The organism is uncultured Ferrovibrio sp., assembly GCF_937960835.1.
Classification (GTDB): domain Bacteria; phylum Pseudomonadota; class Alphaproteobacteria; order Ferrovibrionales; family Ferrovibrionaceae; genus Ferrovibrio.
Genome location: NZ_CALGPC010000011.1, coordinates 40,004 through 60,779, shown reverse-complemented (window position 1 = coordinate 60,779; position 20,776 = coordinate 40,004). Strand labels below are relative to the sequence as shown.

Annotated in this window: 20 protein-coding genes and 1 riboswitch; of the genes, 15 read left to right on the top strand and 5 right to left on the bottom strand. The window is 64.1% G+C overall.

Annotated features, from left to right (window positions below; all coding sequences use genetic code 11):
- The 3 genes from Q0603_RS11305 to Q0603_RS11295 all read left to right on the top strand — a co-directional run bounded on the left by Q0603_RS11305 (position 1) and on the right by Q0603_RS11295 (position 2,560).
- Positions 1-306, top strand: coding sequence for a hypothetical protein (locus Q0603_RS11305; RefSeq protein ID WP_298725658.1), 306 nt, complete (start codon positions 1-3; stop codon positions 304-306).
- 269 nt (positions 307-575) lie between these two features.
- Entirely contained in the window at positions 576-1,433 is an 858-nt protein-coding gene (locus tag Q0603_RS11300) for a hypothetical protein (protein WP_298725657.1), read from the top strand.
- Positions 1,434-1,528: 95 nt separating this feature from the next.
- Entirely contained in the window at positions 1,529-2,560 is a 1,032-nt protein-coding gene (locus Q0603_RS11295; RefSeq protein ID WP_298725656.1) for a hypothetical protein, read from the top strand.
- A gap of 8 nt (positions 2,561-2,568) precedes the next feature.
- Here Q0603_RS11295 and Q0603_RS11290 read toward each other — a convergent pair whose 3' ends face one another.
- Positions 2,569-2,961, bottom strand: a complete 393-nt coding sequence (locus tag Q0603_RS11290; RefSeq protein ID WP_298725655.1) for a cyclophilin-like fold protein — start codon at positions 2,959-2,961, stop codon at positions 2,569-2,571.
- A 255-nt stretch (positions 2,962-3,216) separates the two neighbouring features.
- Here Q0603_RS11290 and Q0603_RS11285 point away from each other — a divergent pair, with 255 nt between their 5' ends.
- Both Q0603_RS11285 and Q0603_RS11280 read left to right on the top strand, forming a co-directional pair.
- Positions 3,217-3,669 (top strand): DUF4112 domain-containing protein, encoded by a 453-nt coding sequence (locus tag Q0603_RS11285; protein WP_298725653.1) that lies wholly within the window; start codon positions 3,217-3,219, stop codon positions 3,667-3,669.
- A 4-nt stretch (positions 3,670-3,673) separates the two neighbouring features.
- A complete protein-coding gene (locus Q0603_RS11280; RefSeq protein WP_298725651.1) occupies positions 3,674-3,982 on the top strand; it encodes a hypothetical protein in 309 nt (102 codons plus the stop codon).
- Positions 3,983-4,095: 113 nt separating this feature from the next.
- Here the strand turns inward: Q0603_RS11280 and gcvPB are convergent, their stop codons facing one another.
- The 4 genes from gcvPB to gcvT are packed head-to-tail and all read right to left on the bottom strand — an operon-like array spanning position 4,096 to position 8,520.
- A complete protein-coding gene (gene gcvPB, locus Q0603_RS11275; RefSeq protein WP_298725647.1) occupies positions 4,096-5,667 on the bottom strand; it encodes an aminomethyl-transferring glycine dehydrogenase subunit GcvPB in 1,572 nt (523 codons plus the stop codon).
- Positions 5,664-7,004, bottom strand: a complete 1,341-nt coding sequence (gcvPA, locus tag Q0603_RS11270; RefSeq protein ID WP_298725645.1) for an aminomethyl-transferring glycine dehydrogenase subunit GcvPA — start codon at positions 7,002-7,004, stop codon at positions 5,664-5,666. Before gcvPA ends, gcvPB begins: the two co-directional genes overlap by 4 nt.
- 23 nt (positions 7,005-7,027) lie before the next feature.
- Positions 7,028-7,399 carry a glycine cleavage system protein GcvH gene (gcvH, locus tag Q0603_RS11265; RefSeq protein ID WP_298725643.1) on the bottom strand — a complete coding sequence of 124 codons (372 nt, stop codon included), beginning with the start codon at positions 7,397-7,399 and terminating at the stop codon, positions 7,028-7,030.
- Positions 7,400-7,413: 14 nt separating this feature from the next.
- The gene (gene gcvT / locus Q0603_RS11260) at positions 7,414-8,520 is read right to left on the bottom strand and encodes a glycine cleavage system aminomethyltransferase GcvT (RefSeq protein WP_298725641.1); all 1,107 of its coding nucleotides are present in this window, start codon (positions 8,518-8,520) and stop codon (positions 7,414-7,416) included.
- Positions 8,521-8,688: 168 nt separating this feature from the next.
- Positions 8,689-8,794: riboswitch (glycine riboswitch) on the bottom strand.
- Between the two features lie 185 nt (positions 8,795-8,979).
- On the opposite strand from gcvT, the gene Q0603_RS11255 reads away from it, so the two are divergent.
- From Q0603_RS11255 to glcF, 10 genes are all read left to right on the top strand, one after another.
- Positions 8,980-9,522 (top strand): Mpo1-like protein, encoded by a 543-nt coding sequence (locus tag Q0603_RS11255; protein WP_298725640.1) that lies wholly within the window; start codon positions 8,980-8,982, stop codon positions 9,520-9,522.
- 151 nt (positions 9,523-9,673) lie between these two features.
- Entirely contained in the window at positions 9,674-10,717 is a 1,044-nt protein-coding gene (locus Q0603_RS11250) for a cyclase family protein (RefSeq protein WP_298725639.1), read from the top strand.
- Positions 10,718-10,743: 26 nt separating this feature from the next.
- Complete coding sequence (locus Q0603_RS11245; protein ID WP_298725638.1) at positions 10,744-12,291, top strand: acetolactate synthase large subunit; 1,548 nt, start codon at positions 10,744-10,746, stop codon at positions 12,289-12,291.
- Between the two features lie 317 nt (positions 12,292-12,608).
- Positions 12,609-13,124, top strand: coding sequence for a chemotaxis protein CheW (locus Q0603_RS11240; RefSeq protein ID WP_298725636.1), 516 nt, complete (start codon positions 12,609-12,611; stop codon positions 13,122-13,124).
- 245 nt (positions 13,125-13,369) lie between these two features.
- Positions 13,370-15,496, top strand: coding sequence for a methyl-accepting chemotaxis protein (locus Q0603_RS11235; protein WP_298725635.1), 2,127 nt, complete (start codon positions 13,370-13,372; stop codon positions 15,494-15,496).
- A gap of 116 nt (positions 15,497-15,612) precedes the next feature.
- A complete protein-coding gene (gene ykgO / locus Q0603_RS11230) occupies positions 15,613-15,738 on the top strand; it encodes a type B 50S ribosomal protein L36 (RefSeq protein WP_298725634.1) in 126 nt (41 codons plus the stop codon).
- 166 nt (positions 15,739-15,904) lie between these two features.
- Positions 15,905-16,666 (top strand): FCD domain-containing protein, encoded by a 762-nt coding sequence (locus Q0603_RS11225; protein ID WP_298725632.1) that lies wholly within the window; start codon positions 15,905-15,907, stop codon positions 16,664-16,666.
- 4 nt (positions 16,667-16,670) lie between these two features.
- Positions 16,671-18,158 (top strand): FAD-linked oxidase C-terminal domain-containing protein, encoded by a 1,488-nt coding sequence (locus tag Q0603_RS11220; protein WP_298725630.1) that lies wholly within the window; start codon positions 16,671-16,673, stop codon positions 18,156-18,158.
- A 66-nt stretch (positions 18,159-18,224) separates the two neighbouring features.
- On the top strand, positions 18,225-19,451 hold the full coding sequence (gene glcE, locus Q0603_RS11215; protein WP_298725628.1) for a glycolate oxidase subunit GlcE: 1,227 nt from the start codon (positions 18,225-18,227) through the stop codon (positions 19,449-19,451).
- A gap of 3 nt (positions 19,452-19,454) precedes the next feature.
- Entirely contained in the window at positions 19,455-20,768 is a 1,314-nt protein-coding gene (gene glcF / locus Q0603_RS11210; protein ID WP_298725626.1) for a glycolate oxidase subunit GlcF, read from the top strand.
- Positions 20,769-20,776: the final 8 nt, after the last annotated feature.

Below are 20,776 nucleotides of genomic sequence, written 5' to 3'. Positions count from 1 at the left end.
ATGCGTTTGAAGGTTCCTGACAACCTGATCGGCAGGATCATCGCCAGTCTCGTCATCGGCTTCGGTCTTCCGGTCCTGCTGATTGGCATTCTGCTGGTGCGCAGCCAGGGCAATGAGCCGCAGGGCATGTGCGAGCGCATCCAGGGCGATGGCGGCACTTTGCCGATCGACATGAGCCGCGGCGGCGATGTCTATTACACCTGCGGGCTGAACTGGGATTATGTCGCGTTCAATCTCGCTCTGCCCGCGCTCGGTTTTGCTTTGCTGGCCTATATCCTGATGGTGCTTCTGCGCCGTACGGCGTAACCGCGATCCCGGTAGAGAATTCGATCCGGGGACTTTCCCCCCAGGGAACCATCTTCCAATTTCAGGGTTCAATCTGCGCTGCGTTCAACCTGTATTAGGTTGAAACGGCATCTGGTTCATCACCGGCGTTCATCTGCCGACGATCAGGCCGATATTTTGGTCTGGTCACGGATTGAACACGGCCATGACTCGCAGTCGCGATAACTCTTCCGGAAGAAAAGACATGCCCCGGATTTGGTCGAGAGCCGATTGTGAAGATAAAAGATCAGATGCCGCGGCCCGTCCGGCGGGCCGCTTTGCCGGATTTGCGCCCGGCCCGTTACTACCGTATTCTTGGGCGTTTTCATGTGTGGAAGCGGCTGATTGCACGCTTGCACAGCTTGCGTCAGAGCTTGCTCTTGCACGACGCCAGCATCACGCCGCCGCTTCGAGAGAGCGTCTTCAATCAAGCCGCACTGGAGATATGGCTGCAGGGGCTGCGTCGCGACGGCTTTTGCGCCGGGCTGCAGATGCCTGAGACGCTGGCTGAAGACATCTATAAACACGCCTGCGCGACATACTGTCACCGTCATGCGGAAGATGAAGAGTATTTCCGCATCGAGGATATCCGCGATGGCCGTACCCCGGAGGGCGCGCCGGTGGCGATTGCCGACGTCATCTCGCCTGCCTGCGCAGCCGTTGACCGCGTGACCCGCGACCCGTTGCTGATCGAGATTGCGCGCCGCTATCTGGGCTACTGGCCCGAGCGGGTGGCGCGGCGGCTATACTGGAGTCCGGTATCCGAGCTGCCGGAAGATGCGCGGCGCAATGGCGGCCAGACCATCGACTTCCATTACGACATCGAGCCAAAAAGCTCACTCTACGCCTTCTTCTACATCACCGGCGCCAATCGCGACTCCGGCGCGCATGTCACCGTGGCGGGCTCGCATACGCCCAAGCCGCTGCCGATCCGGCTGTCATCCGCCTTCCAGCCGGAGACCCGCGTGCTGGAGCGTTATGGCGCCGAGAATGCGGTAGTGATCGAAGGCGGTCCCGGCTTTGGCTTTCTGGAAGATCCGGCCTGTTTCCATAAGGCGCTGGCGCCGCGCCAGGCGCCAAGGCTGGTGCTGCAGTTGCGTTACTCATAACGGCAGGTCAATCGCGAGGAGCAGCCCACTTGCCCAACGCCGACATAGCAACAGAAGATGCGCCGGAATCCGGAACGGCAAATCAACATGGCCTGATGGAGCTGCCCGAGGTCAGCATCGAAAGCTACAATCTGGAAATCCGCGAAGGCCGCCGCTTCGTCGGCGACAAGGCGAGCGGCCGCGCCTTCCGCGCGCTGCTCGACAAGGTGCAGGCGCAGGCCGGCGATCTGGCCGAGGAAAGCGATATCGGCGACGAGAAGCTGGCCGAGATGAAAAAGAAGGAATGGGATCGCCTGCTGACCAATGGCGATGCCAATGCCGCCGCGATCATCCATAGCGCGGTGGAAGAGTTCTCGCAGAACCTTGCTGCGGTGGTGCGCCGCTATCTGCGGCATAAAAGCTGGCGAGGTGTGAAGAAGGTGGCGGTCGGTGGCGGCCTGCGGCGCAGCCGGGTGGGCGAGCTGTCAATCGCGCGCACCGAAGTGATCCTGAAGGGCGAGGATATCGATATCGGCCTCGTGCCTTTGCTGCACCACCCCGATGAAGGCGGCCTGATCGGCGCGCTGCATCTGCTGTTGCCCTGGCTGGACGAGGCTTACGATTCCGCGCTAACCGTCGATATCGGCGGGTCGAATATCCGCGCCGGCATCCTGCGCCTGAACCGCCACAAGGCGGCCGATCTCAGCCGTTCCGAGGTGATCGCCTCTGAATTATGGCGTTACCGCGATGTCGAGCCGAAGCGCGACGAGGCGCTGGATCATCTCGGCGGCATGCTGCGCGAACTGGCCGAGCATGCGGAAGAGAAGCGGTTGGCCCTGGCGCCGCATATCGGGGTGGGCTGTCCCGGCCGGATCGAAGCCGATGGCAGCATCGCGCAGGGCGCGCAGAATCTGCCTGGCAACTGGGAGGCGGCCAGCTTCAACCTGCCGGCCGCGATCCATGAACGCATTCCCTATATCGGCGGCAGCCGCAGCAGTGTGGTGCTGCATAACGATGCCGTCATGCAGGGCTTAAGCGAGATTCCGCGCATGCGCGACGTCAAGCGCTGGGCCGTGCTGACCATCGGCACCGGACTTGGCAATGCGGTCTTTGCCAATGCCGATGGCGGCAAACGCAAGGCGATGTAAAGTGTCTCTCAGGCTTTCTCGACCGTGATCCTGGCGCCGGCGGCAACGGTCTTCATGGCCGTCACATCGTCGATAGCCTGGCCCCAGATGTTGCAGGGCGAGGCGAGGCGGATTTCGTCGCCGCGGCTGATCGGCGTGGGGCCGAAACCGATGGCAATGGCATCGCCATCCGGCCAGTAGGCGATCTCGCCCGCCGCGACCACATCCTTCGCGCCCGGCTCGCGCGCGACATGAACAGGCGTTTCGAAATAGACTTCATTGCCCCAGGTCCGCGCTGTTGCCGAAATTGGCAGCGCGGTCCAGATCGCATCGGCGGTCGGCGTGTCCAGGAGCGCAACGCGCAATGCGGTCTTGCCTGCGCGGATGATTACCTGGCGCATGGAGGCGTCTGGTTTGGCCATGTCCGTTTCTCCCCCTTTTGGGCGTTATTCTGGAGGGAGGCAGGGCGCGAGGCAAATCCCCGGCGGAGTTGAATGCTGCAAATCTTGCAGCAAATCTTGAATCGGTGGTTTCGCGTTCCCATTTCGGAAAGGACCGGGTCCGGGCCCCTCTGGCAGCCGCTTGTCCCGTGGCTGCGATGTCGGACTCTTCCACCTGATGAGCGCCGGAAGCGACGGCTGTTTTGATCTTGGCGCTTTGATCTTGGGAGGCCTTGGATGACCGCCGCATCCGCTCAGTTCCACAATGTCTATGGCTATATGTCGGAGCGCAACGCCGAGGCGCGGCGCAGGCTGGAAGCGCTGGCGCGCCTGCTCGACAGCGCCGTGCGCGTGCCCGGCACGGATATCCGCGTCGGCCTAGATCCCGTGCTCAACCTCATCCCCGGCGTGGGCACGCTGATCGCCAAGGGCATGGCGGCCTATCTGATCTGGGAGGCGCGGCGGCTGGGCGTGTCCAACAGCACGATGCTGCGCATGATCGGCCATGTCGGCATCGACCTGATGATAAGCTGGATTCCGGTGGTCGGCTGGGTGGGCGACGTTTTCTACCGCGCCAACATCAAGAATATCGAATTGCTGCGCGAGCATCTGGACCGCAGCGACGGCGTGATCGATGCGGCAGTCAAAAATGAGGCAAGCGGCAATGAGCCGGCAGGCAGGCGGCGCTAGGCTGATGCAGCGCATCATCTGGATCGCGGCCGCTATCGGCTTCGTGCTGTGGTCGCTGCTGGCCTGGTTCGGCTATGCCATGCTCGGTTGGGCCCGGGATTTCGCCATGGTCAACGCCGATCGGCTCACGGTCAGCGAATTTGCCGACGGACTGCTGCTCGCCGCGGACCTGCTTGGAACAGCGGGCGGCACGGCAATCGTGATCCTCTGGCTGTTCGGCACCGCGCTGATCGCTGCGATCGCTTTCGCCGTCTCCTGGCTGGTCCGCCGCTATGGCGGCTCGGATCACCCGCGCATCGAGGTGCTGCGTTAGCACGTTCATTCATGCTGTCATGCCTCGGGCCAAGCCCGAGCATGACGAATGAAAAAAAACCGCCCGGGCATTGCTGACCGGGCGGCTGGCATTCACCGAAATACGCGCGCGGCTTATTCCGCTGCGGCCTTGCTGGCTGGAGCGCCGTTGGTGCCGGGCTTCCAGCGCAGCACCGGGGCGCGGGCGGCGCGGGTTTCGTCCAGGCGGCGCCGCGGCGTGAAATAGGGCGCGCCACGGAACCAGTCGCCCTGATCCCCCTTGCGCGCCTTCTCGGCCAGACCGCGCAGCGTGCCGATGAAGGTGTCGAGGCTGTCCTTGCTTTCGCTTTCGGTCGGCTCGATCAGCATCGCGCCGTGGACGACCAGGGGGAAGTAGACCGTCATCGGGTGATAGCCCTCGTCGATCATCGCCTTGGCGAAGTCGAGCGTGGTCACGCCGGTGTCCTTCAGGAAGCGATCGTCGAACAAAGCCTCGTGCATGCAGGGACCTTCGAAGCTCGGCGTCATGATGTCCTTCAGGCTGGCCATCACGTAGTTGGCCGCCAGCACGCTGTCTTCCGCAACCCGGCGCAGGCCGTCGACGCCATGGCTCATCATGTAGGCCAGCGCGCGGATGAACATGCCCATCTGGCCGTGGAAGCTCTTCATCCGGCCGAAGCTCTTCTCGCCATCATGCTCGACAAGCTTGAAGCCGTCCGCGCCATGCACGACGTAAGGCACCGGTACGAAGTCCTTCAGCGCCTCAGACAGCACAACCGGGCCTGCGCCCGGACCGCCGCCGCCATGCGGTGTGGAGAAGGTCTTATGCAGGTTGATGTGCATGGCGTCGATGCCGAGATCGCCCGGTCGCACCTTGCCGACGATGGCGTTGAAGTTGGCGCCATCGCAATAGAAGAAGCCGCCGACACTGTGGATCAGGTCGGCCACCTGCTTGATGTCTCGCTCGAACAGGCCGCAGGTGTTGGGATTGGTCAGCATGATCGCCGCCACATCCGGACCCAGCTTAGCCTTCAGCGCCTCGAGATCGACGCGGCCATCGCTGGTGGCCGGAATCGGATCGACCACATAGCCGCACATCGCCGCCGTGGCGGGATTGGTGCCATGGGCGCTTTCCGGAGCCAGGATGCGCTTGCGCACATCGCCGCGCGCCTTCAGCGCAGCGCGGATCGCCATCAAGCCGCAGAGCTCACCATGGGCGCCGGCGGCAGGCGACATCGCCACGGCCGGCATGCCGGTCAGGGCTTTCAGCCATCCCGCCAGAGTATCGATGAGCTGCAGCGCGCCCTGCACGGTTGAGACGGGCTGCAGCGGATGCAGATCGCCCAGGCCCGGCAGCCGCGCCATCTTCTCGTTCAGGCGCGGATTGTGCTTCATGGTGCAGGAACCGAGCGGATAAAGGCCCGCATCGATCGAATAGTTCTTCTGCGACAGCCGCACGAAATGGCGCACCACCTGCGGCTCGCTCAAGCCCGGCAGGCCGATCTTGCCCTGGCGCCGCAGACCGCCGAGACGGTCCTTCACCTGCGGGGCGTCCGGCAGATCGACGCCGGTGCGGCCTTCCTCGCCGATCTCGAAGATCAGCGGCTCTTCCATCTGTAGTGCGCGGTTGCCGGTGAGCGTGCCGGTGGCGGCGGCGCTGGCCGCCTCATGCGGCGCGGTAGGGCGTCCCTGACGGTTCAACATCACAGCACCTCCTTCAGGGCGCCAACCAAGGCATCCATGTCGCTTTCGGCATTGGTCTCGGTGACGGCGATCAGCAGCACATTCTCCAGCGCCTTGTCGGCCGGATAGAGGCGCGAGGCCGGCACGCCGCCGAGGATCTTCTTCTCGGCGAGCTTCTCGGCGATTTCGGCCGCTGGCCTGGGCAGCCGGACGGCGAATTCGTTGTAGAAGGCCTGCGGGATGATCTCGACGCCTTTCACGGCGCCGAGCTTCTCGGCCATCTGCACCGCCTTGGCGTGGTTGATCTCGGCCAGCCGCACGAGGCCGGCCTCACCCAGCAGGCTGAGATGGATGGTGAAGGCAAGCGCGCAGAGGCCCGAATTGGTACAGATGTTGGAGGTTGCCTTCTCGCGGCGGATATGCTGCTCGCGCGCCGAGAGCGTCAGCACGAAGCCGCGGCGGCCATCCTGGTCGACAGTTTCCCCGCAGAGCCGGCCCGGCATCTGGCGGACATATTTCTCGCGCGTCGCGAACAGGCCCACATAGGGACCGCCGAAGGACAGCGGCACGCCCAGAGCCTGGCCCTCGGCCACGACGATATCGGCGCCCATCGCGCCGGGCGGTGTGACGAGGCCGAGCGAGGTGACTTCGGCGACGGCGACGACCAGCAGCGCGCCCTTCGTCTGGCAGGCTTTCGCCAGAGCCGACAGATCGCGCAGATGGCCAAACACACTCGGATTCTGCACGACCACGCAGGCCGTCTGATCGTCGATCAGGTTGGTGAGGTCTTCGGTGCCGTCCAGATCGACCGGGGCGGCGACATGCGGCTGGTCGGTCTGATCCATCAGGGTCGAGACGACATCGCGGTAATGCGGATGCAGGCCGCCGGACAGCACCGCCTTGCTGCGCTTGGTGACGCGCTGGGCCATCAGCACGGCTTCCGCCGCAGCCGTGGCGCCGTCATACATGGAGGCATTGGCAACCTCCATGCCGGTGATCATCGTGACCTGGGTCTGGAACTCGAAGAGATACTGCAGCGTACCCTGGCTGATCTCGGGCTGATACGGCGTGTAGGAGGTAAGAAACTCCGAACGCTGGATCAGATGATCGACCGCCGCCGGGATGTGATGGCGATAGGCGCCCGCGCCGAGGAAGAAAGGCACGTCCATCGGTGAGATGTTGCGCTTGGCCATGGCGGCGAACTGCCGCTCGACCTCCAGCTCGCCCTGATGCGGCGGCAGGTCGATCGTCGGGTTCAGTGCGCCGGCAGGCACGTCGCGGAACAGCGCGTCGATATTGGGCGCGCCGATGGCCGCAAGCATCTCGCGGCGGTCGGCTTCGGTCAGTCCGAGATAACGCATGGGCGTAGCCCCAGGGAAAGAGATCAGAGGGTTTGCAGGTAGGCGTCGTAGGCGGCCTGATCCATCAGGCTGTCCAGCGCATCGGGATCGCTGATCTTCAGCTTGACGAACCAGCCGTCTTCCATCGGCGACTGGTTGACCAGCGAGGGATCTTCCACGATGGCGGGGTTGGTCTCGACCACTTCGCCGCCGACCGGCGCGTAGACCTCCGAGGCGGCCTTTACCGACTCAACCACAGCGACTTCGTCGCCGGCATCGACCTTCTTGCCGGGCTCGGGCAGGTCGACGAAGACGATGTCGCCGAGCTGGCTCTGGGCGTAATCGGAAATGCCGACCACGGCGACCGCGCCCTCAATACGGATCCATTCATGGTCCTTGGTGTAGCGAATGGTCATGAGGGAGCGTCTCCTTATTTAGCGTAGCGTTTGGTGATAAAGGGAAGGGTGCAGACCTTGGCCGGCAGGGCCTTGCCGCGCACCATCAGGGTGAGCGGCGTGCCGACCTTGGCGTAATCGGTGGCGACATAACCCATGGCGACCGGCGCATCGACGCTGGGGCCGAAACCGCCCGAGGTGATCACGCCGATCTTTTCGTTTTTATCGTTGAAGATTTCGGTGCCTTCGCGGGCCGGCGCGCGGCCTTGCGGCTGGATGCCGACGCGCTTGCGCGCCACGCCTTCGGCGAGCTGTTTCTTCACGATCTCAGCACCAGGGTAGCCGCCTTCCTCGCGGCGGCGCTTGGAGATCGTCCAGGCCAGGCCGGCTTCGATCGGCGTCGTGGTCGTGTCGATGTCATGGCCGTAGAGGCACAGACCGGCTTCCAGGCGCAGGCTGTCACGCGCGCCAAGGCCGATCGGTTTCACTTCGGGCTGTGCCAGCAGCCAGCGGGCCAGCTCTTCGACCTGGCTGTTCGGCACGGAGATTTCGAAACCGTCCTCGCCGGTATAGCCCGAGCGGGTGACGAAAGCCTCGAACTTGTCCAAGGCCAGCGTCGCGCCCATGCCAAAGCTCAAAGCAGGGATGACGGAGTTCAGGCGGCTCAGCACGTCTACCGCCTGCGGGCCCTGCAGCGCCAGCAGCGCGCGGTCTTCCAGATATTCGACCTCGCAGCCCTTCAGGTTGTTGCGCATATGCGCGATGTCCTGCTCCTTGCAGGCGGCGTTGACAATGACAAACAGGTCACGGTCGCGCTTGTTCACCATCAGGTCGTCGAGGATGCCGGCGGCATCGTTGGTGAACATGGTGTAGCGCATCTTGCCGACATCGAGCGCGACGAGATCGCCGGGCACCAGCGCTTCCAGTGCCTTGGCGGGATCGGCTCCGGTGATGCGCACCTGGCCCATATGAGAGACGTCGAACAGGCCTGCCGCAGCGCGGGTATGCTTATGCTCGGTGAGGATGCCGGTCGGATACTGCACCGGCATCTCATAGCCGGCGAAGGGCACCATGCGGGCACCCAGCTCCTTATGCAGGGAGTTCAGCGGCGTGACTTTGAGGTTTTCGGCTGTGTCGCCCAAGCAAGGTCCCTTTACGAACAGAGTCAGAGTCGATCAGACGGTTGATCCGTCTGCCGCCCCCTCTGTCCCGGGACCTGAGAGATTCGCTGCCTCACAGATCATATGAGGGCCCGCTTACTCCTTCGGTGGGACCGGGTTTGGACCCCCGATCCGCTTTCCAGAGCGTCGCCAGCCCGTGCGGTCCTTTGGCCTGAGAGTTTCCGGGGCGGTTGCTCCTTCGGCGCGCCGGCCCCCGTATGAAGAACGGGTTTGGCGCCTCTCCCGCCGGACTGAGTGCGACGCCGCGAGAATAGGCTGTGCCAAAGTTTAGTCAACGTGATTCCGGGCTGACGCAGCGGAATCGCTGAAATACCGTGATTGACAAGGCTTTAAGGCGGTTTAGGCTTGTCCACAGATAACAGGCGCGGCGGCCGACTCGGGCGCGGGTCGCAAAGCCGCCGCGAACCGGAGGAGACGCTGATGAATCCGTTCTTCGTCGAACAGATGGCGATGTATTCCGCCTACCACCGCGACCCGCGCAACCGGGCGACCCATTTCATCGGCATCCCGTCCATCGTCTTTGCCATTTTCATTCCGCTGCATTGGGTCACGGTCGCGGAATTGTGGGGCGGCGAAACCGTCATCACGCTGGCCACCGTGCTGTGGTTCATCACCGGCGCCTTCTATCTCTGGCTCGACCGCACCATCGGCGGCCTGATGATGCTGGTCGCCTTCGTGCTGATGCAGATCGCCGCCTGGGTTGCGCAGCAGGGCAGCCTGATCGGCTGGAGCACCTTTGCAATCCTCTTCGTCGGCGGCTGGATCTTCCAGCTCGTCGGCCATGTCTTTGAGGGCCGCCGGCCGGCTCTGGCCGACAATCTGCTGCAGGCGCTGATCGGGCCGTGCTTCCTGATTGCCGAGACGGTGTTTGCCGCCGGCCTGAAGACGGAACTGCATGACGCGGTCGAGGCGCGCTGGAAGCATTACACGGTCGCGGCCATGCAGGCGCGTGCGGCGCATTGAGTTTCACCCGTCATGGCCCGCTCAGGCAGCGTGCCTTGGACGGCCATCCATGCGTTCTTTATTCACGGTCTGAAAAACAAACTCGTGGATGCCCCGGCCAAGCCGTGGCATGACGGTTAAGCAGTTCATCATCAGTCTTTAGGTGCCTCCCATGACACAACGCTGGAAACAACGGCCCGAAGGGTCGAACTGGGGTGATTTCGGTCCGGATGACAGGCTCGGCCGCGTCAACTGGATCACGGCCGAGAAGGTGAAGCAGGGCATCGCCGAAGTGCGCGATGGCAGAAGCTTCTGCCTGTCGCTGCCGCTGGAATATCCGGGCGGCAACCTGCTCAATCCGCGCCGCTTCCCGCCGCAGCTGTTTGCCGTCGTGCGCGAGGGGCGGCCGAACATGGCGCTGCCGCTGTCGTTCTACGATCCGCGCATTACCGATGTTTCCAGTGACGATGCGGCCCTGCTGTATCTGCAATATTCGACGCAATGGGACAGCTTCGCCCATATCGGCTCGATGTTCGATGCCGATGGCGACGGCCAGCCGGAGCGGGTCTTCTATAACGGCTGGCGCGGCGGCAGTGACGTCCCCGACGTTCAGGATCGCGGCGTCGGCGAGCCGCGGCTGGAGCGTTTCCCGAGCCAGGGCAGCGAAGCGCTCGGCATCCATAACTTCGCCCGTCATGGCATGCAGGGGCGTGGCGTGCTGGTCAATCTCTGGGATGTCTGCGGCGAGGCGCGCACCTGGATCGGCTACGATCAGCTCATGCGCGCGATGGAGACGCAGGAGGTCGCGGTCGAGAAGGGCGACATGCTCTGCTTCTACACCGGATTCGGCGACGTGATCCTGAGCATGAAGGGCAAGCCCGATCTGCATCGGCTGGAGAATTCCTGCGCAGTGCTGGATGGCCGGGACAAGGCGCTCCTGAAATGGATCGACGACAGCGGCGTGAGCTGCCTGATCGCCGACAATTACGCTGTCGAAGGCCTGCCAGCGAAACCGGTGGACGGCAATCATGCCTCGCTGCCGCTGCATGAGCATTGCCTGTTCAAGCTCGGCATTCCGCTGGGCGAGCTTTGGTATCTCTCCGAACTGGCGGCCTATCTGAAGGAGCAGAAGCGCAGCCGCTTCCTGCTCACCGCGCCACCGCTGCGGCTGACCGGCGCGGTCGGCTCACCGGTATCGCCCATCGCCACGGTATAGGCCTTAAGACACTTCAGGAGACCTGCATGAACGGCGCCGAAAGCCTCGTCCGTACCCTTGTTGCCTCGGGTGTGACCACCTGTTTCGCCAATCCCGGCACATCGGAGATGCATTTCGTCGCCGCGCTCGATCATGTTCCGGGCATCCGCTGCGTGCTGGGCCTGTTCGAAGGCGTGGTCACCGGCGCTGCCGACGGCTACTGGCGCATGAGCCACAAGCCGGCCGCGACCTTGCTGCATCTTGGTCCGGGTCTTGCCAATGGCCTGGCTAATCTGCACAACGCGCGCAAGGCGGCGTCGGGCATCGTCAATGTGGTGGGCGAGCATGCGACCTATCACCTGCAATACGATGCGCCGCTGACTGCCGATATCGATGGCATCGCACGGCCGGTCTCGGCTTGGATCGGCCGCGCCAAGGCGCCGCATGACGTGCCCAAGCTCGGCGCCGAGGCGGTGGCCGTGGCGCGCAGCGGCTCGGGCAAGATCGCCACCATGGTGCTGCCTGCCGATACCGCCTGGAACGAAGTGAGCGGTCCTGCGCCGGCGCTGGCGCCGCTGCCGCGCGCGAAAGTCGACGACAGCGCGATCCTGGCCGCGGCCGAAGCGCTGAAGAAAGCCGGGCCGCGCGGCATGCTGGTGCTGGGCGGCCATGCGCTGCTGCGGCCCTGTCTGAAAGTGGCGGCGCGGATCGCGGCGGCGACCGGCTGCCGGCTCTCCAATCCCGGCGCCAGCGCGCGGATGGAACGCGGCGGCGATCTGCCGCGCGTCGGCCGTGTGCCCTACATCCTGCAGCAGGCTCTGGCCTATCTCAAAGACACGGACGAGATGGTGCTGGTCGGCGCGCGCCATCCGGTGGCCTTCTTCGCCTATCCGGGCCAGCCCAGCCTGCTGACGCCGGAAAGCTGCAACGTCACGCCGGTCGCCGATGTGGATGACGATCTGCTTGACGCGCTGGAGCGTCTGGCCGATGCGGTGAAGGCGCCGAAGAGCGCCGACGCTCCGCCCGCCTTGCCGAAACCCGCCGTGGCCGATGGCGCGCCGACTTTTGAGAAGATCGCCAGCACCATCGCCGCGCTGATCCCCGATCATGCCATCGTGCTGGATGAATCGCTCACCTCAGGCCGCGGCATCTTCGCGGCCGCAGAGGCCAGCGGGCCGCATGACTGGCTGCAGAATATGGGCGGCTCCATCGGCTACAGCCTGCCGCTCTCGATCGGCTGCGCCATCGCCCAGCCGGACCGCAAGGTGGTGGTGCTGGTCGGCGATGGCAGCGCCTTCTACACGCTGCAGGCGCTGTGGACGCTTGCGCGCGAGAATCTGAACGTCACCGTCGTCGTCTTCGCCAACCGCTCCTACAACATCCTGCGCGGCGAGCTCGCCAATGTTGGTGCCACCAATCCGGGGCCGCGGGCCATCGACATGCTGACGCTCGATCGTCCGGACCCGGACTGGGGGGCGCTGGCCAAAGGCCATGGCGTCCCCGGTGTTCGGACCGACGACATGGGGCAGTTCGCAAAAATCTTCAAAGCGGCTTTGGCCGAAACCGGACCACAACTCATTGAGTTGCGGCTGTAATCCGCGCCCAAGCTGTTGTGTGCAAGTCGGGGTATCCGCTTGTTAAAACTTGGTAATCTGCGAGGGCCTCGCAGCAATTCCATTTGCAGGCGGGCCAGAACTTTGCCAATAAATTGTACTAGGTCCTTCTGAAGTAGCGTGCAGGTTACGCCCGCTGCCGGCTGCGAAAGCGGTCGAGGAAGGCCCGGCCGAAACTCGAAACCCCATCCCATCGGGCCAGCGCCGTCCTTCCGTTACCCCGGACGGCGCCACGGGCCGAAGAAATTCGTCCCGGTTTGTGACCTCGACAAAATCGCGACACAGAAAGCGTGAATGCCATGTCCATTCCAGCCACCATGCCTGCGGGTAACGACGCCAAAGCGGCGGCCAGCCAATCGAGCCAGGAAGTTCTGACCTTTACCATCGATGATCAGAATTACGGCCTGGACCTGCTCACCGTGCGCGAAATCCGCGCCTGGACCGAAGTGACCCCCTTGCCGAATACGCCGCCCTTCGTGCGCGGCGTGATCAACCTGCGCGGCGCCGTCGTGCCGATCTTCGATCTGCGCGTGCGGCTCGGCGGCGGCGTGACGCAGCCGACCAGTGCGAATGTCGTCATCGTCGTTGAGATCGGCTCTGAATCCTGCGGCCTGCTGGTCGATACCGTGTCCGACATTCTCGCGCTCGATCCGGACTCGCTGCAGCCGGTGCCAGCCACGGCGACGGCGAACACGACCGACGAGGAGCATACTTTCCTGAGCGCGCTGGCCACCCACGAAGAGCGCATGGTGGCGCTGATCGACGTGAACCGTCTGTTCAGCCGCGGCCTGCCTCAGCTGCCGGCCGCAGCCTAAAAATTTTCCGCTTTCACATTTCGAAGGCGCGGAGCGATCTCCGCGCCTTTTCTATTGCCCGTCGTTTCGACCCGCGACGAGTGGCGGCCACATCAATCTGTGTCTGGACCACTATTACGCGCAGTCCATATACATCCGGTAGAAGAATACGATTCCGCTATAAACAATTGATAATTTGCGTCGATTGGTCGCGATAAGGCAATCTTGATCCTCAAGTAACGAGGAAGGCGGAAGGGGTTCTTATAATGTCGCTGACGTCCATCAAGATCGGCCCGCGCGTTCTCGCGGTTGTCGCGCTTCTATCCATTGCCTCGGCAGCCATCGGCTTAATGGGGGTGCTTTCTCTCGATCGCTACCAGCGGCAGACCGCCGTCATGGAGAGCGTCGCCAAGCAGACCCAGTTCGGCGAGCGGCTGAACGCGCTGGTCTATGCGGTGGTGATGGATTCCCGCGGCGTCTACATGTCGGCGGATACCGCCGCCGCCAAGCCCTTCGCCGATGGCATGCTGCGCTTCCTGCAGCAGATCGAAGATCTGGTGAAGGAATGGAGCGGCCTGGTCGGACCTGAGCAGGCGAATAGCGAGGAAGGCAGGCAGTTCATCGCCACGGTGAACCAGTTCGTCCAGTTCCGCCGCGAACTGGCGCGGCTCGGTGCGGAGGTCGATCCCAAGAAGGGACGCGAATTCGGCGACAATGACGCCAACCGCTCCAATCGCCAGGCGCTCAACCGGCAGATCGAGGCGATCACCAAGCGCAATGCCGAGCGGATCATCGAGGTCAGCAACGATCTGAACAACTATTACCAGACGCAGCGGCCGCTGCTGATCGTGACCACCATCGTTGCCATTGCAATCTCTGTTTTGCTCGCGCTCTACATCGTCGTGGTCACGCTGACGCGTCCGATCAGCCGCATCACCGGTGTGATGAACACGCTGGCGCAGGGCGATGTCAGCGTTGATGTCACCGGCAAGGAGCGTGGCGACGAGATCGGCGAGATGGCCAAGGCCGTGCAGGTCTTCAAGGACAACATGGTCGCCCGCAGCGAGGCGGAGGCGCAGATCGCGCGCCAGCGTGAGGAGGCCGAGCAGCGCCGCCAGGAACGCGAGGCACGCGAACGCGCCGCAGGCGAGGAAATCGCAAGCCTGGTCAACAAGGTGGCCCAGGGCGACCTCAGCGGCCGCATCTCGGAAAGCGGCAAGGAAGGCTTCTTCCTCTCCACCAGCCAGGAGCTGAATCGCCTCACCGCGACCTTGCAGACCATGGCCGGCGAACTGGCCGAGGTGATGGAGGCGCTCGCCAATGGTGATCTGACCAAGTCGGTGAAGGGCGACTATCACGGCGTGTTCGGCCAGCTGAAGGACAGCGCCAATACGATGGCTGGCCGCCTGCGCGACTTTGCGACGCGTCTTTCGGCCGCCACCCGTTCGGTGAAGAACGCGGCGCAGGAGATCACCACGGGCAGCCAGGATCTGGCGCAGCGCACGGAAAGCCAGGCCGCTTCGATCGAAGAGACGGCGGCGTCGATGCATGAGATCACCACCACGGTGAAGCAGAATGCCGACAACGCCCAGGCCGCCAATCAGCTTGCTACCGCAGCCCGCGACACGGCGGAGAAAGGTGGCAGCGTGGTCGGCGATGCCGTCTCGGCGGTTAACCGCATCGAGGAAAGCGCGCAGAAGATTTCCGACATTGTCGGCCTGATCGACGAGATCGCCTTCCAGACCAACCTGCTTGCGCTCAACGCATCCGTCGAAGCCGCGCGTGCGGGCGAAGCGGGCAAGGGTTTCGCCGTGGTGGCGCAGGAAGTCCGTGCGCTGGCGCAGCGCTCGGCCAATGCCTCGAAGGACATCAAGGCGCTGATCACGGAATCGAACCAGCAGGTGAAGACCGGAGCTGGCCTGGTGAACCAGACCGGTTCCTCGCTCACCGATATCGTCGCCTCGATCAAGAAGGTGTCGGATATCGTGGCCGAGATCGCCGCCGCCAGCCGCGAGCAGGCCACGGGCCTGGAGCAGATCAACACCGCGGTCGGCTCGATGGATGAGATGACCCAGCGCAACGCCGCGCTGGTGGAAGAGACGACGGCGGCTGCGGCCTCGCTGAACGATCAGGCGAATACGCTGTCCGAACTGGCGGCCTTCTTCAAAACCGGCGCCAATGCTTTGGAGGCTACGGAATCTCGCGTGGTCCCGATGATGCGGCCGGCAGTCTCTCAGCCCGCCAAGGAATCGGCGGCCAAGGAACAGCCCAAAGAGGCCGCTCCCAAGCTCGCCCCGGCGCTGAAAGCCGTGCCGAAACCGGAGCCCAAGCCGACCCCGAAGCCCGCGCCGGTCATGGTCGCCGCCGATGATGACGATTGGCAGGAATTCTAGGCAGTTACCGGGCGGGTTTCCGGTTGACAGGGCAAGACCCCGCCGGTATGGTCCGCCCGCTTTTTCCGCCGGGCGGACCTCTATTCCGCCCGGCATTCTATTAAAGGTCAGGTGCCATGAAGGTCGTAAATTCGCTCAAGTCGGCTAAGGGCCGTCATCGTGATTGCCGCGTGATCCGCCGCAAGGGCCGGGTTTACGTGATCAACAAGACCAACCCGCGCTTCAAGGCGCGCCAGGGTTAAGGCGTTCCGCCAGGCTAAACGCCTCGGCTGATTGGGTTTCTCGACGGCCCGGCTGCTCACGCAGCCGGGCCGTTGTCGTTTCAGCTACCGGTTTTGCCTTGACCTCCCGCCCGATCTGGGCGATTTGTCAGGTTGTCAGACAAATTTGCTCAGGTTAGTCGTCGGGATGATCGAATCGCAGTCCCATAGCCTTCTTCGTCCCGCCGGCCTTGGCGATGCCCTGGCGGGCCAGCTGGCGGCCGCCATCCGGGGTGGCGAATTCCGGCCCGGCGCCCGGCTGCCGACCGAAAAGCAGCTGGTTGAGCGTTTCCATGTCAGCCGCGCCGTGGTGCGCGAAGCCATTGCCCGGCTGAAGGCCGATGGTTTTGTCGAGACACGGCAGGGCGCGGGGGCCTTCGTCGCCGCACGGCCGGGACTGGCCAATTTCCGCATCGGGCAGAATGGCGCGGCGATCCCGGCCGAGGACCTGCCGCATATCTTCGAACTGCGCGCCGTGGTGGAAGCCGGCATGGCGGAACTGGCGGCGCAGCGCCGCACGCCGGCCGATCTGCAGGCCCTGCGCGCCGCTTTCAACGAGATGGAGCAGGCGCTGGCCGGTTCCGGCGCGAAGGACGGCGCGGCGGCCGATGACGCTTTCCATGCCGCCATCGCCGCGGCGGCGCAGAATCCGTATCTCGCGCAATTCGCCGCTTTCCTGGCGCAACATTTTTCCGCCAGCCGGGCGGTGACCTGGATGCCGGATGCCATCGCCGCCGGCAGCGCGCAGGTCTCGCAGGCCGAACATGCCAGGCTGCTGGCCGCTATCGAGGCAGGCGATGCGCAGGCCGCCGCACAGGCGGCGCGGACGCATATCACCCAGGCCGCGGCGCGCCATGCCGCCCGGCTGACTTCAAAGCCAAAGATGCCAAAGCCACAAAGGAAAGGCTGACGCCATGCTGATGCCAGCGCCCGAGCAGGAGATCATCGCCCAGCGGCTCGAGCTGATCGCGGCCTTGCGCCAGATCGTGCCGGGTGAGGGGGTGATCGCTGACGAGACCAGCTTGCGCGCTTTCGAATGCGACGGGCTGACCGCCTATCGCCAGTTGCCGCTGGTTGCGGTGCTGCCGAGCGACACGCAGCAGGTTTCTGCCGTGCTGAAGCTGTGCAACGAGCGCGGCGTGAAGGTCGTGCCACGCGGCGCCGGGACTTCTCTTTCCGGTGGCGCGCTGCCGCTGGCCGATGGCGTGCTGCTCGGCATGGGCAAGTTCAATCGCGTGCTGGAGATCGACTGGGACAATCGCTGCGCTGTGGTGCAGCCGGGCGTGACCAATCTCGGCATCACCCGTGCGGTCGAGCATCGCGGCTTCTATTACGCGCCCGATCCTTCCAGCCAGATCGCCTGCACCATCGGCGGCAACGTGGCTGAGAATTCCGGCGGCGTGCATTGCCTGAAATACGGCCTCACGACCAACAACATCCTCGGCGTCGAGATGGTGCTGATGAATGGCGAGATCGTGCGGCTGGGCGGCAAGCATCTGGATGCGGAAGGCTACGATCTGCTTGGCCTGATCTGCGGCTCCGAAGGCCTGCTGGGCGTGATCACGGAGGTCACCGTGCGCATACTCCCTAAGCCCGCGACGCAGCGCGCCTTGCTGGCCGGTTTTCCATCTTCTGAGGCCGCCGGCGATTGCGTTGCCAAGGTGATCGCAGCCGGCATCATCCCGGGTGGCATGGAGATGATGGACCGTCCGGCCATCCATGCCGCCGAGGATTTCGTCCATGCCGGCTATCCGCGCGATGTCGAAGCCTTGCTGATCATCGAACTGGACGGGCCGTCGGCGGAGGTCGACGACCTGCTGGCGCGGGTGAAGGCGATCGCCGAGCTTTGCGGCTCGACCTATCTGCGCGTATCTCAAAGCGAGGAGGAGCGGCTGACCTTCTGGGCCGGACGCAAGGCAGCATTTCCGGCTGTCGGCCGTATCTCACCCGATTATCTCTGCATGGACGGCACGATCCCGCGCAAGCGGCTGCCTGACGTGCTCACCCGCATGACCGAACTGTCGGAGAAATACGGCCTGCGCGTCGCCAATGTCTTCCATGCCGGCGACGGCAATCTGCATCCGCTGATCCTCTACGATGCAAACAATCCGGGTGAGCTGGAACGCGCCGAAGCCTTCGGCGCCGACATCCTGCGGCTCTGCGTCGAAGTCGGCGGCGTGCTGACCGGCGAGCATGGCGTTGGTGTCGAGAAACGCGACCTGATGCCGGCGATGTTCTCCGAAACCGATCTGGCGCAGCAGGAGCGCGTCAAATGCGCCTTCGATCCGAACCACAGGCTCAATCCGGGCAAAGTATTCCCGCAACTGCATCGCTGTGCCGAGATGGGCAAGATGCATGTGCATAAGGGGAAGATCGCTTTCCCCGATCTGCCGAGGTTCTGACGATGCTCAGCACGACTGTCATCTGCGTGTTCGAGCCGCGGTCCGAAAAAGGGAAGGTGGGCTTCCATGCCTGAGACGTTCGTTCCCCATGGCATAAGCGACGTGGCCGATGTGATCCGCTGGGCCGCTGCGGAAGCCAAGCCGCTCGATCTGCACGGCCATCGCAGCAAGGCGCAGCTTGGCCGCCCGTCGCAAAGCGGCTATGCGCTGGACTTAAGCCGTCTGCATGGCATCCTCGATTACGAACCCGCCGAACTGGTAATGACCGTGCGACCCGGCACGCTGATCGGCGATATCGAAAAGCAGCTGGCGGCGCAGAACCAGATGCTGGCTTTCGAGCCGCCCGATCTCGGCCCACTCTGGGGCGGTCCCACCAATCGCGGCACTTTGGGTGGCGCGATTGGCTGCAACCTGGCCGGCCCGCGTCGGTTCAAGGCCGGCGCGATGCGCGATCATCTGCTTGGTTTCGTGGCCGTCTCCGGCCGGGGTGAAATCTTCAAGGCAGGCGGCAAAGTGGTGAAGAACGTCACCGGCTATGACCTGCCCAAGCTTGTCTGCGGCGCCTATGGCACGCTTGCCGCGCTGACCGAGGCGACCATCAAGGTGCTGCCCGCGCCCGAGAAAACCCGCACTGTGCTGATCTTCGGCCTCGATGATGCCAAGGCGGCGCAGGCAATGGCTGTGGCTGCATCCTCGCCGCATGAAGTCAGCGGCCTGGCGCATCTGCCGGCAGGCATTGCTGCCAAATCCGGTGTCGGTTATGTCGCCCAGGCGCAGCAGGCGGTGACCGCCATCCGCGTCGAAGGCACGGATGTATCGGTGAAGGCGCGCTGCGAGGCCCTGCGCGATCTGTTGAAGGATTTCGGTGCGCTGGAGGAACTGCATTCGATGAATTCCTCCTGGCTGTGGCGCGAGATCCGCGATGTTAGCTATTTCGTGCTGCCGCAGGATCGTGTGCTATGGCGCATCTCCACTGCGCCGATGGCGGGTCCGGTCGTGATGGCCAAGATCGTGGCGGTGCGTCCCGATGCAGAAGCCTTCTACGACTGGGGCGGTGGCCTGATCTGGCTCAGCCTTGCGCCGGGCGAGGATGCGGGCGAGCCGCCGGTGCGCGGCGCGGTCGCGAAACACGGCGGCCATGCCACCTTGATCCGCGCCGATGCCGCCTTGCGCGGCACCATTTCCGTCTTTCATCCGCAACCGCCCGCATTGGCAGACCTGGCGCGCCGCGTGAAGGAGAGCTTCGATCCGATGAACATCCTCAATCCGGGGCGAATGGCGGCGGGGATCTAGACCATGCAGACCAGCTTCACCCTTGCCCAGCTCGCCGATCCCGGCATTGCCGCGTCCAACGAAATCCTGCGCAAATGCGTGCATTGCGGCTTCTGCACGGCAACCTGTCCGACCTATGTGCTGCTGGGCGATGAGCGCGACAGCCCGCGTGGGCGCATCTATCTGATCAAGCAGATGCTGGAAAGCGGCAAGCCTGCCACGGAAGAGACCGTGCGGCATGTCGACCGCTGCCTGTCGTGCCTGTCCTGCATGACCACCTGTCCGAGCAGCGTGCATTACATGCATCTGGTGGATCATGCGCGCGACTATATCGAGCAGACCTATCGCCGCCCGCTGAGCGACCGGCTGCTGCGTGGCCTTCTGGCACGTGTCATTCCCAATCCCAGACTGTTCCGCTTCAGTCTGCGTCTTGCGCAATTGGCCAAGCCTTTCCGCTTCCTGCTGCCCAAGACGCTGAAGGCCATGGTGTCGCTCGCGCCGCGGCATCTGCCGCAGGCCTCGGCGATGGACCGGCCACAGGTCTTCCCCGCACAAGGCGCGCGGCGGATGCGCGTGGCGCTGCTGACCGGCTGCGCTCAGACCGTGCTCGATCCCAGGATCAACGAGGCGACGATCCGCCTGCTGACGCGCCATGGCTGCGAGGTGGTGGTGGCGCAGGGCGCGGGCTGCTGCGGCTCGCTGACCCATCACATGGGCAAGGAAGACGATGCGCTGGCCAAGGCGAAGGCCAATATCGCCGCCTGGCATCGCGAACTGGAGACCAATGGTCTCGATGCCGTGGTGATCAATGCGTCCGGCTGTGGCACCACGGTGAAGGATTACGGCTTCATGCTGCGCAGCGATCCGGCCTGGGCGGCAAAGGCGGCGACCATCGCAAGCCTTGCGAAGGACGTCACTGAAGTGATGCAGCAGCTGACGCTGAAACCCACCGGAGCGGCGGCGAAGCTGACGGTTGCCTATCACAGTGCCTGCTCGCTGCAGCACGGGCAGAAGATCACGGCCTTGCCGAAGCAGTTGCTGGCGCAGGCGGGCTTCGACGTGCGCGATGTGCCGGAGGCGCATCTGTGCTGCGGATCTGCCGGCACCTACAACCTGCTGCAGCCGGATCTGGCGCTGCAGCTACGTGCCCGCAAGGTGAAGAATATCGCCAGCACGGGTGCGGCGGCGGTGGCGGCCGGCAATATCGGCTGTCTGGTGCAGATCGCCAATGGCCTGCAGCACGATGGCATCGAGAACGGCGAAGCTGTCCCGGTGCTGCATACGGTGGAGTTGCTGGACTGGGCGACCGGCGGACCTAAGCCGGCGGCTCTGTCTTGAGCGTGTAG

Excerpts from the sequence above, each read along its gene's own strand:
- gcvPA (WP_298725645.1), bottom strand. The coding sequence starts at position 7,004 with ATGCGTTATCTCGGACTGACCGAAGCCGACCGCCGCGAGATGCTTGCG.
- gcvH (WP_298725643.1), bottom strand. The coding sequence starts at position 7,399 with ATGACCATTCGCTACACCAAGGACCATGAATGGATCCGTATTGAGGGC.
- Q0603_RS11300 (WP_298725657.1), top strand. The coding sequence starts at position 576 with ATGCCGCGGCCCGTCCGGCGGGCCGCTTTGCCGGATTTGCGCCCGGCC.
- Q0603_RS11290 (WP_298725655.1), bottom strand. The coding sequence starts at position 2,961 with ATGGCCAAACCAGACGCCTCCATGCGCCAGGTAATCATCCGCGCAGGC.
- Q0603_RS11220 (WP_298725630.1), top strand. The coding sequence starts at position 16,671 with ATGCTGATGCCAGCGCCCGAGCAGGAGATCATCGCCCAGCGGCTCGAG.
- glcF (WP_298725626.1), top strand. The coding sequence starts at position 19,455 with ATGCAGACCAGCTTCACCCTTGCCCAGCTCGCCGATCCCGGCATTGCC.
- ykgO (WP_298725634.1), top strand. The coding sequence starts at position 15,613 with ATGAAGGTCGTAAATTCGCTCAAGTCGGCTAAGGGCCGTCATCGTGAT.
- Q0603_RS11295 (WP_298725656.1), top strand. The coding sequence starts at position 1,529 with ATGGAGCTGCCCGAGGTCAGCATCGAAAGCTACAATCTGGAAATCCGC.
- glcE (WP_298725628.1), top strand. The coding sequence starts at position 18,225 with ATGCCTGAGACGTTCGTTCCCCATGGCATAAGCGACGTGGCCGATGTG.
- Q0603_RS11305 (WP_298725658.1), top strand. The coding sequence starts at position 1 with ATGCGTTTGAAGGTTCCTGACAACCTGATCGGCAGGATCATCGCCAGT.
- Q0603_RS11255 (WP_298725640.1), top strand. The coding sequence starts at position 8,980 with ATGAATCCGTTCTTCGTCGAACAGATGGCGATGTATTCCGCCTACCAC.
- Q0603_RS11225 (WP_298725632.1), top strand. The coding sequence starts at position 15,905 with ATGATCGAATCGCAGTCCCATAGCCTTCTTCGTCCCGCCGGCCTTGGC.
- Q0603_RS11240 (WP_298725636.1), top strand. The coding sequence starts at position 12,609 with ATGTCCATTCCAGCCACCATGCCTGCGGGTAACGACGCCAAAGCGGCG.
- Q0603_RS11280 (WP_298725651.1), top strand. The coding sequence starts at position 3,674 with ATGCAGCGCATCATCTGGATCGCGGCCGCTATCGGCTTCGTGCTGTGG.
- Q0603_RS11285 (WP_298725653.1), top strand. The coding sequence starts at position 3,217 with ATGACCGCCGCATCCGCTCAGTTCCACAATGTCTATGGCTATATGTCG.
- Q0603_RS11245 (WP_298725638.1), top strand. The coding sequence starts at position 10,744 with ATGAACGGCGCCGAAAGCCTCGTCCGTACCCTTGTTGCCTCGGGTGTG.
- Q0603_RS11235 (WP_298725635.1), top strand. The coding sequence starts at position 13,370 with ATGTCGCTGACGTCCATCAAGATCGGCCCGCGCGTTCTCGCGGTTGTC.
- Q0603_RS11250 (WP_298725639.1), top strand. The coding sequence starts at position 9,674 with ATGACACAACGCTGGAAACAACGGCCCGAAGGGTCGAACTGGGGTGAT.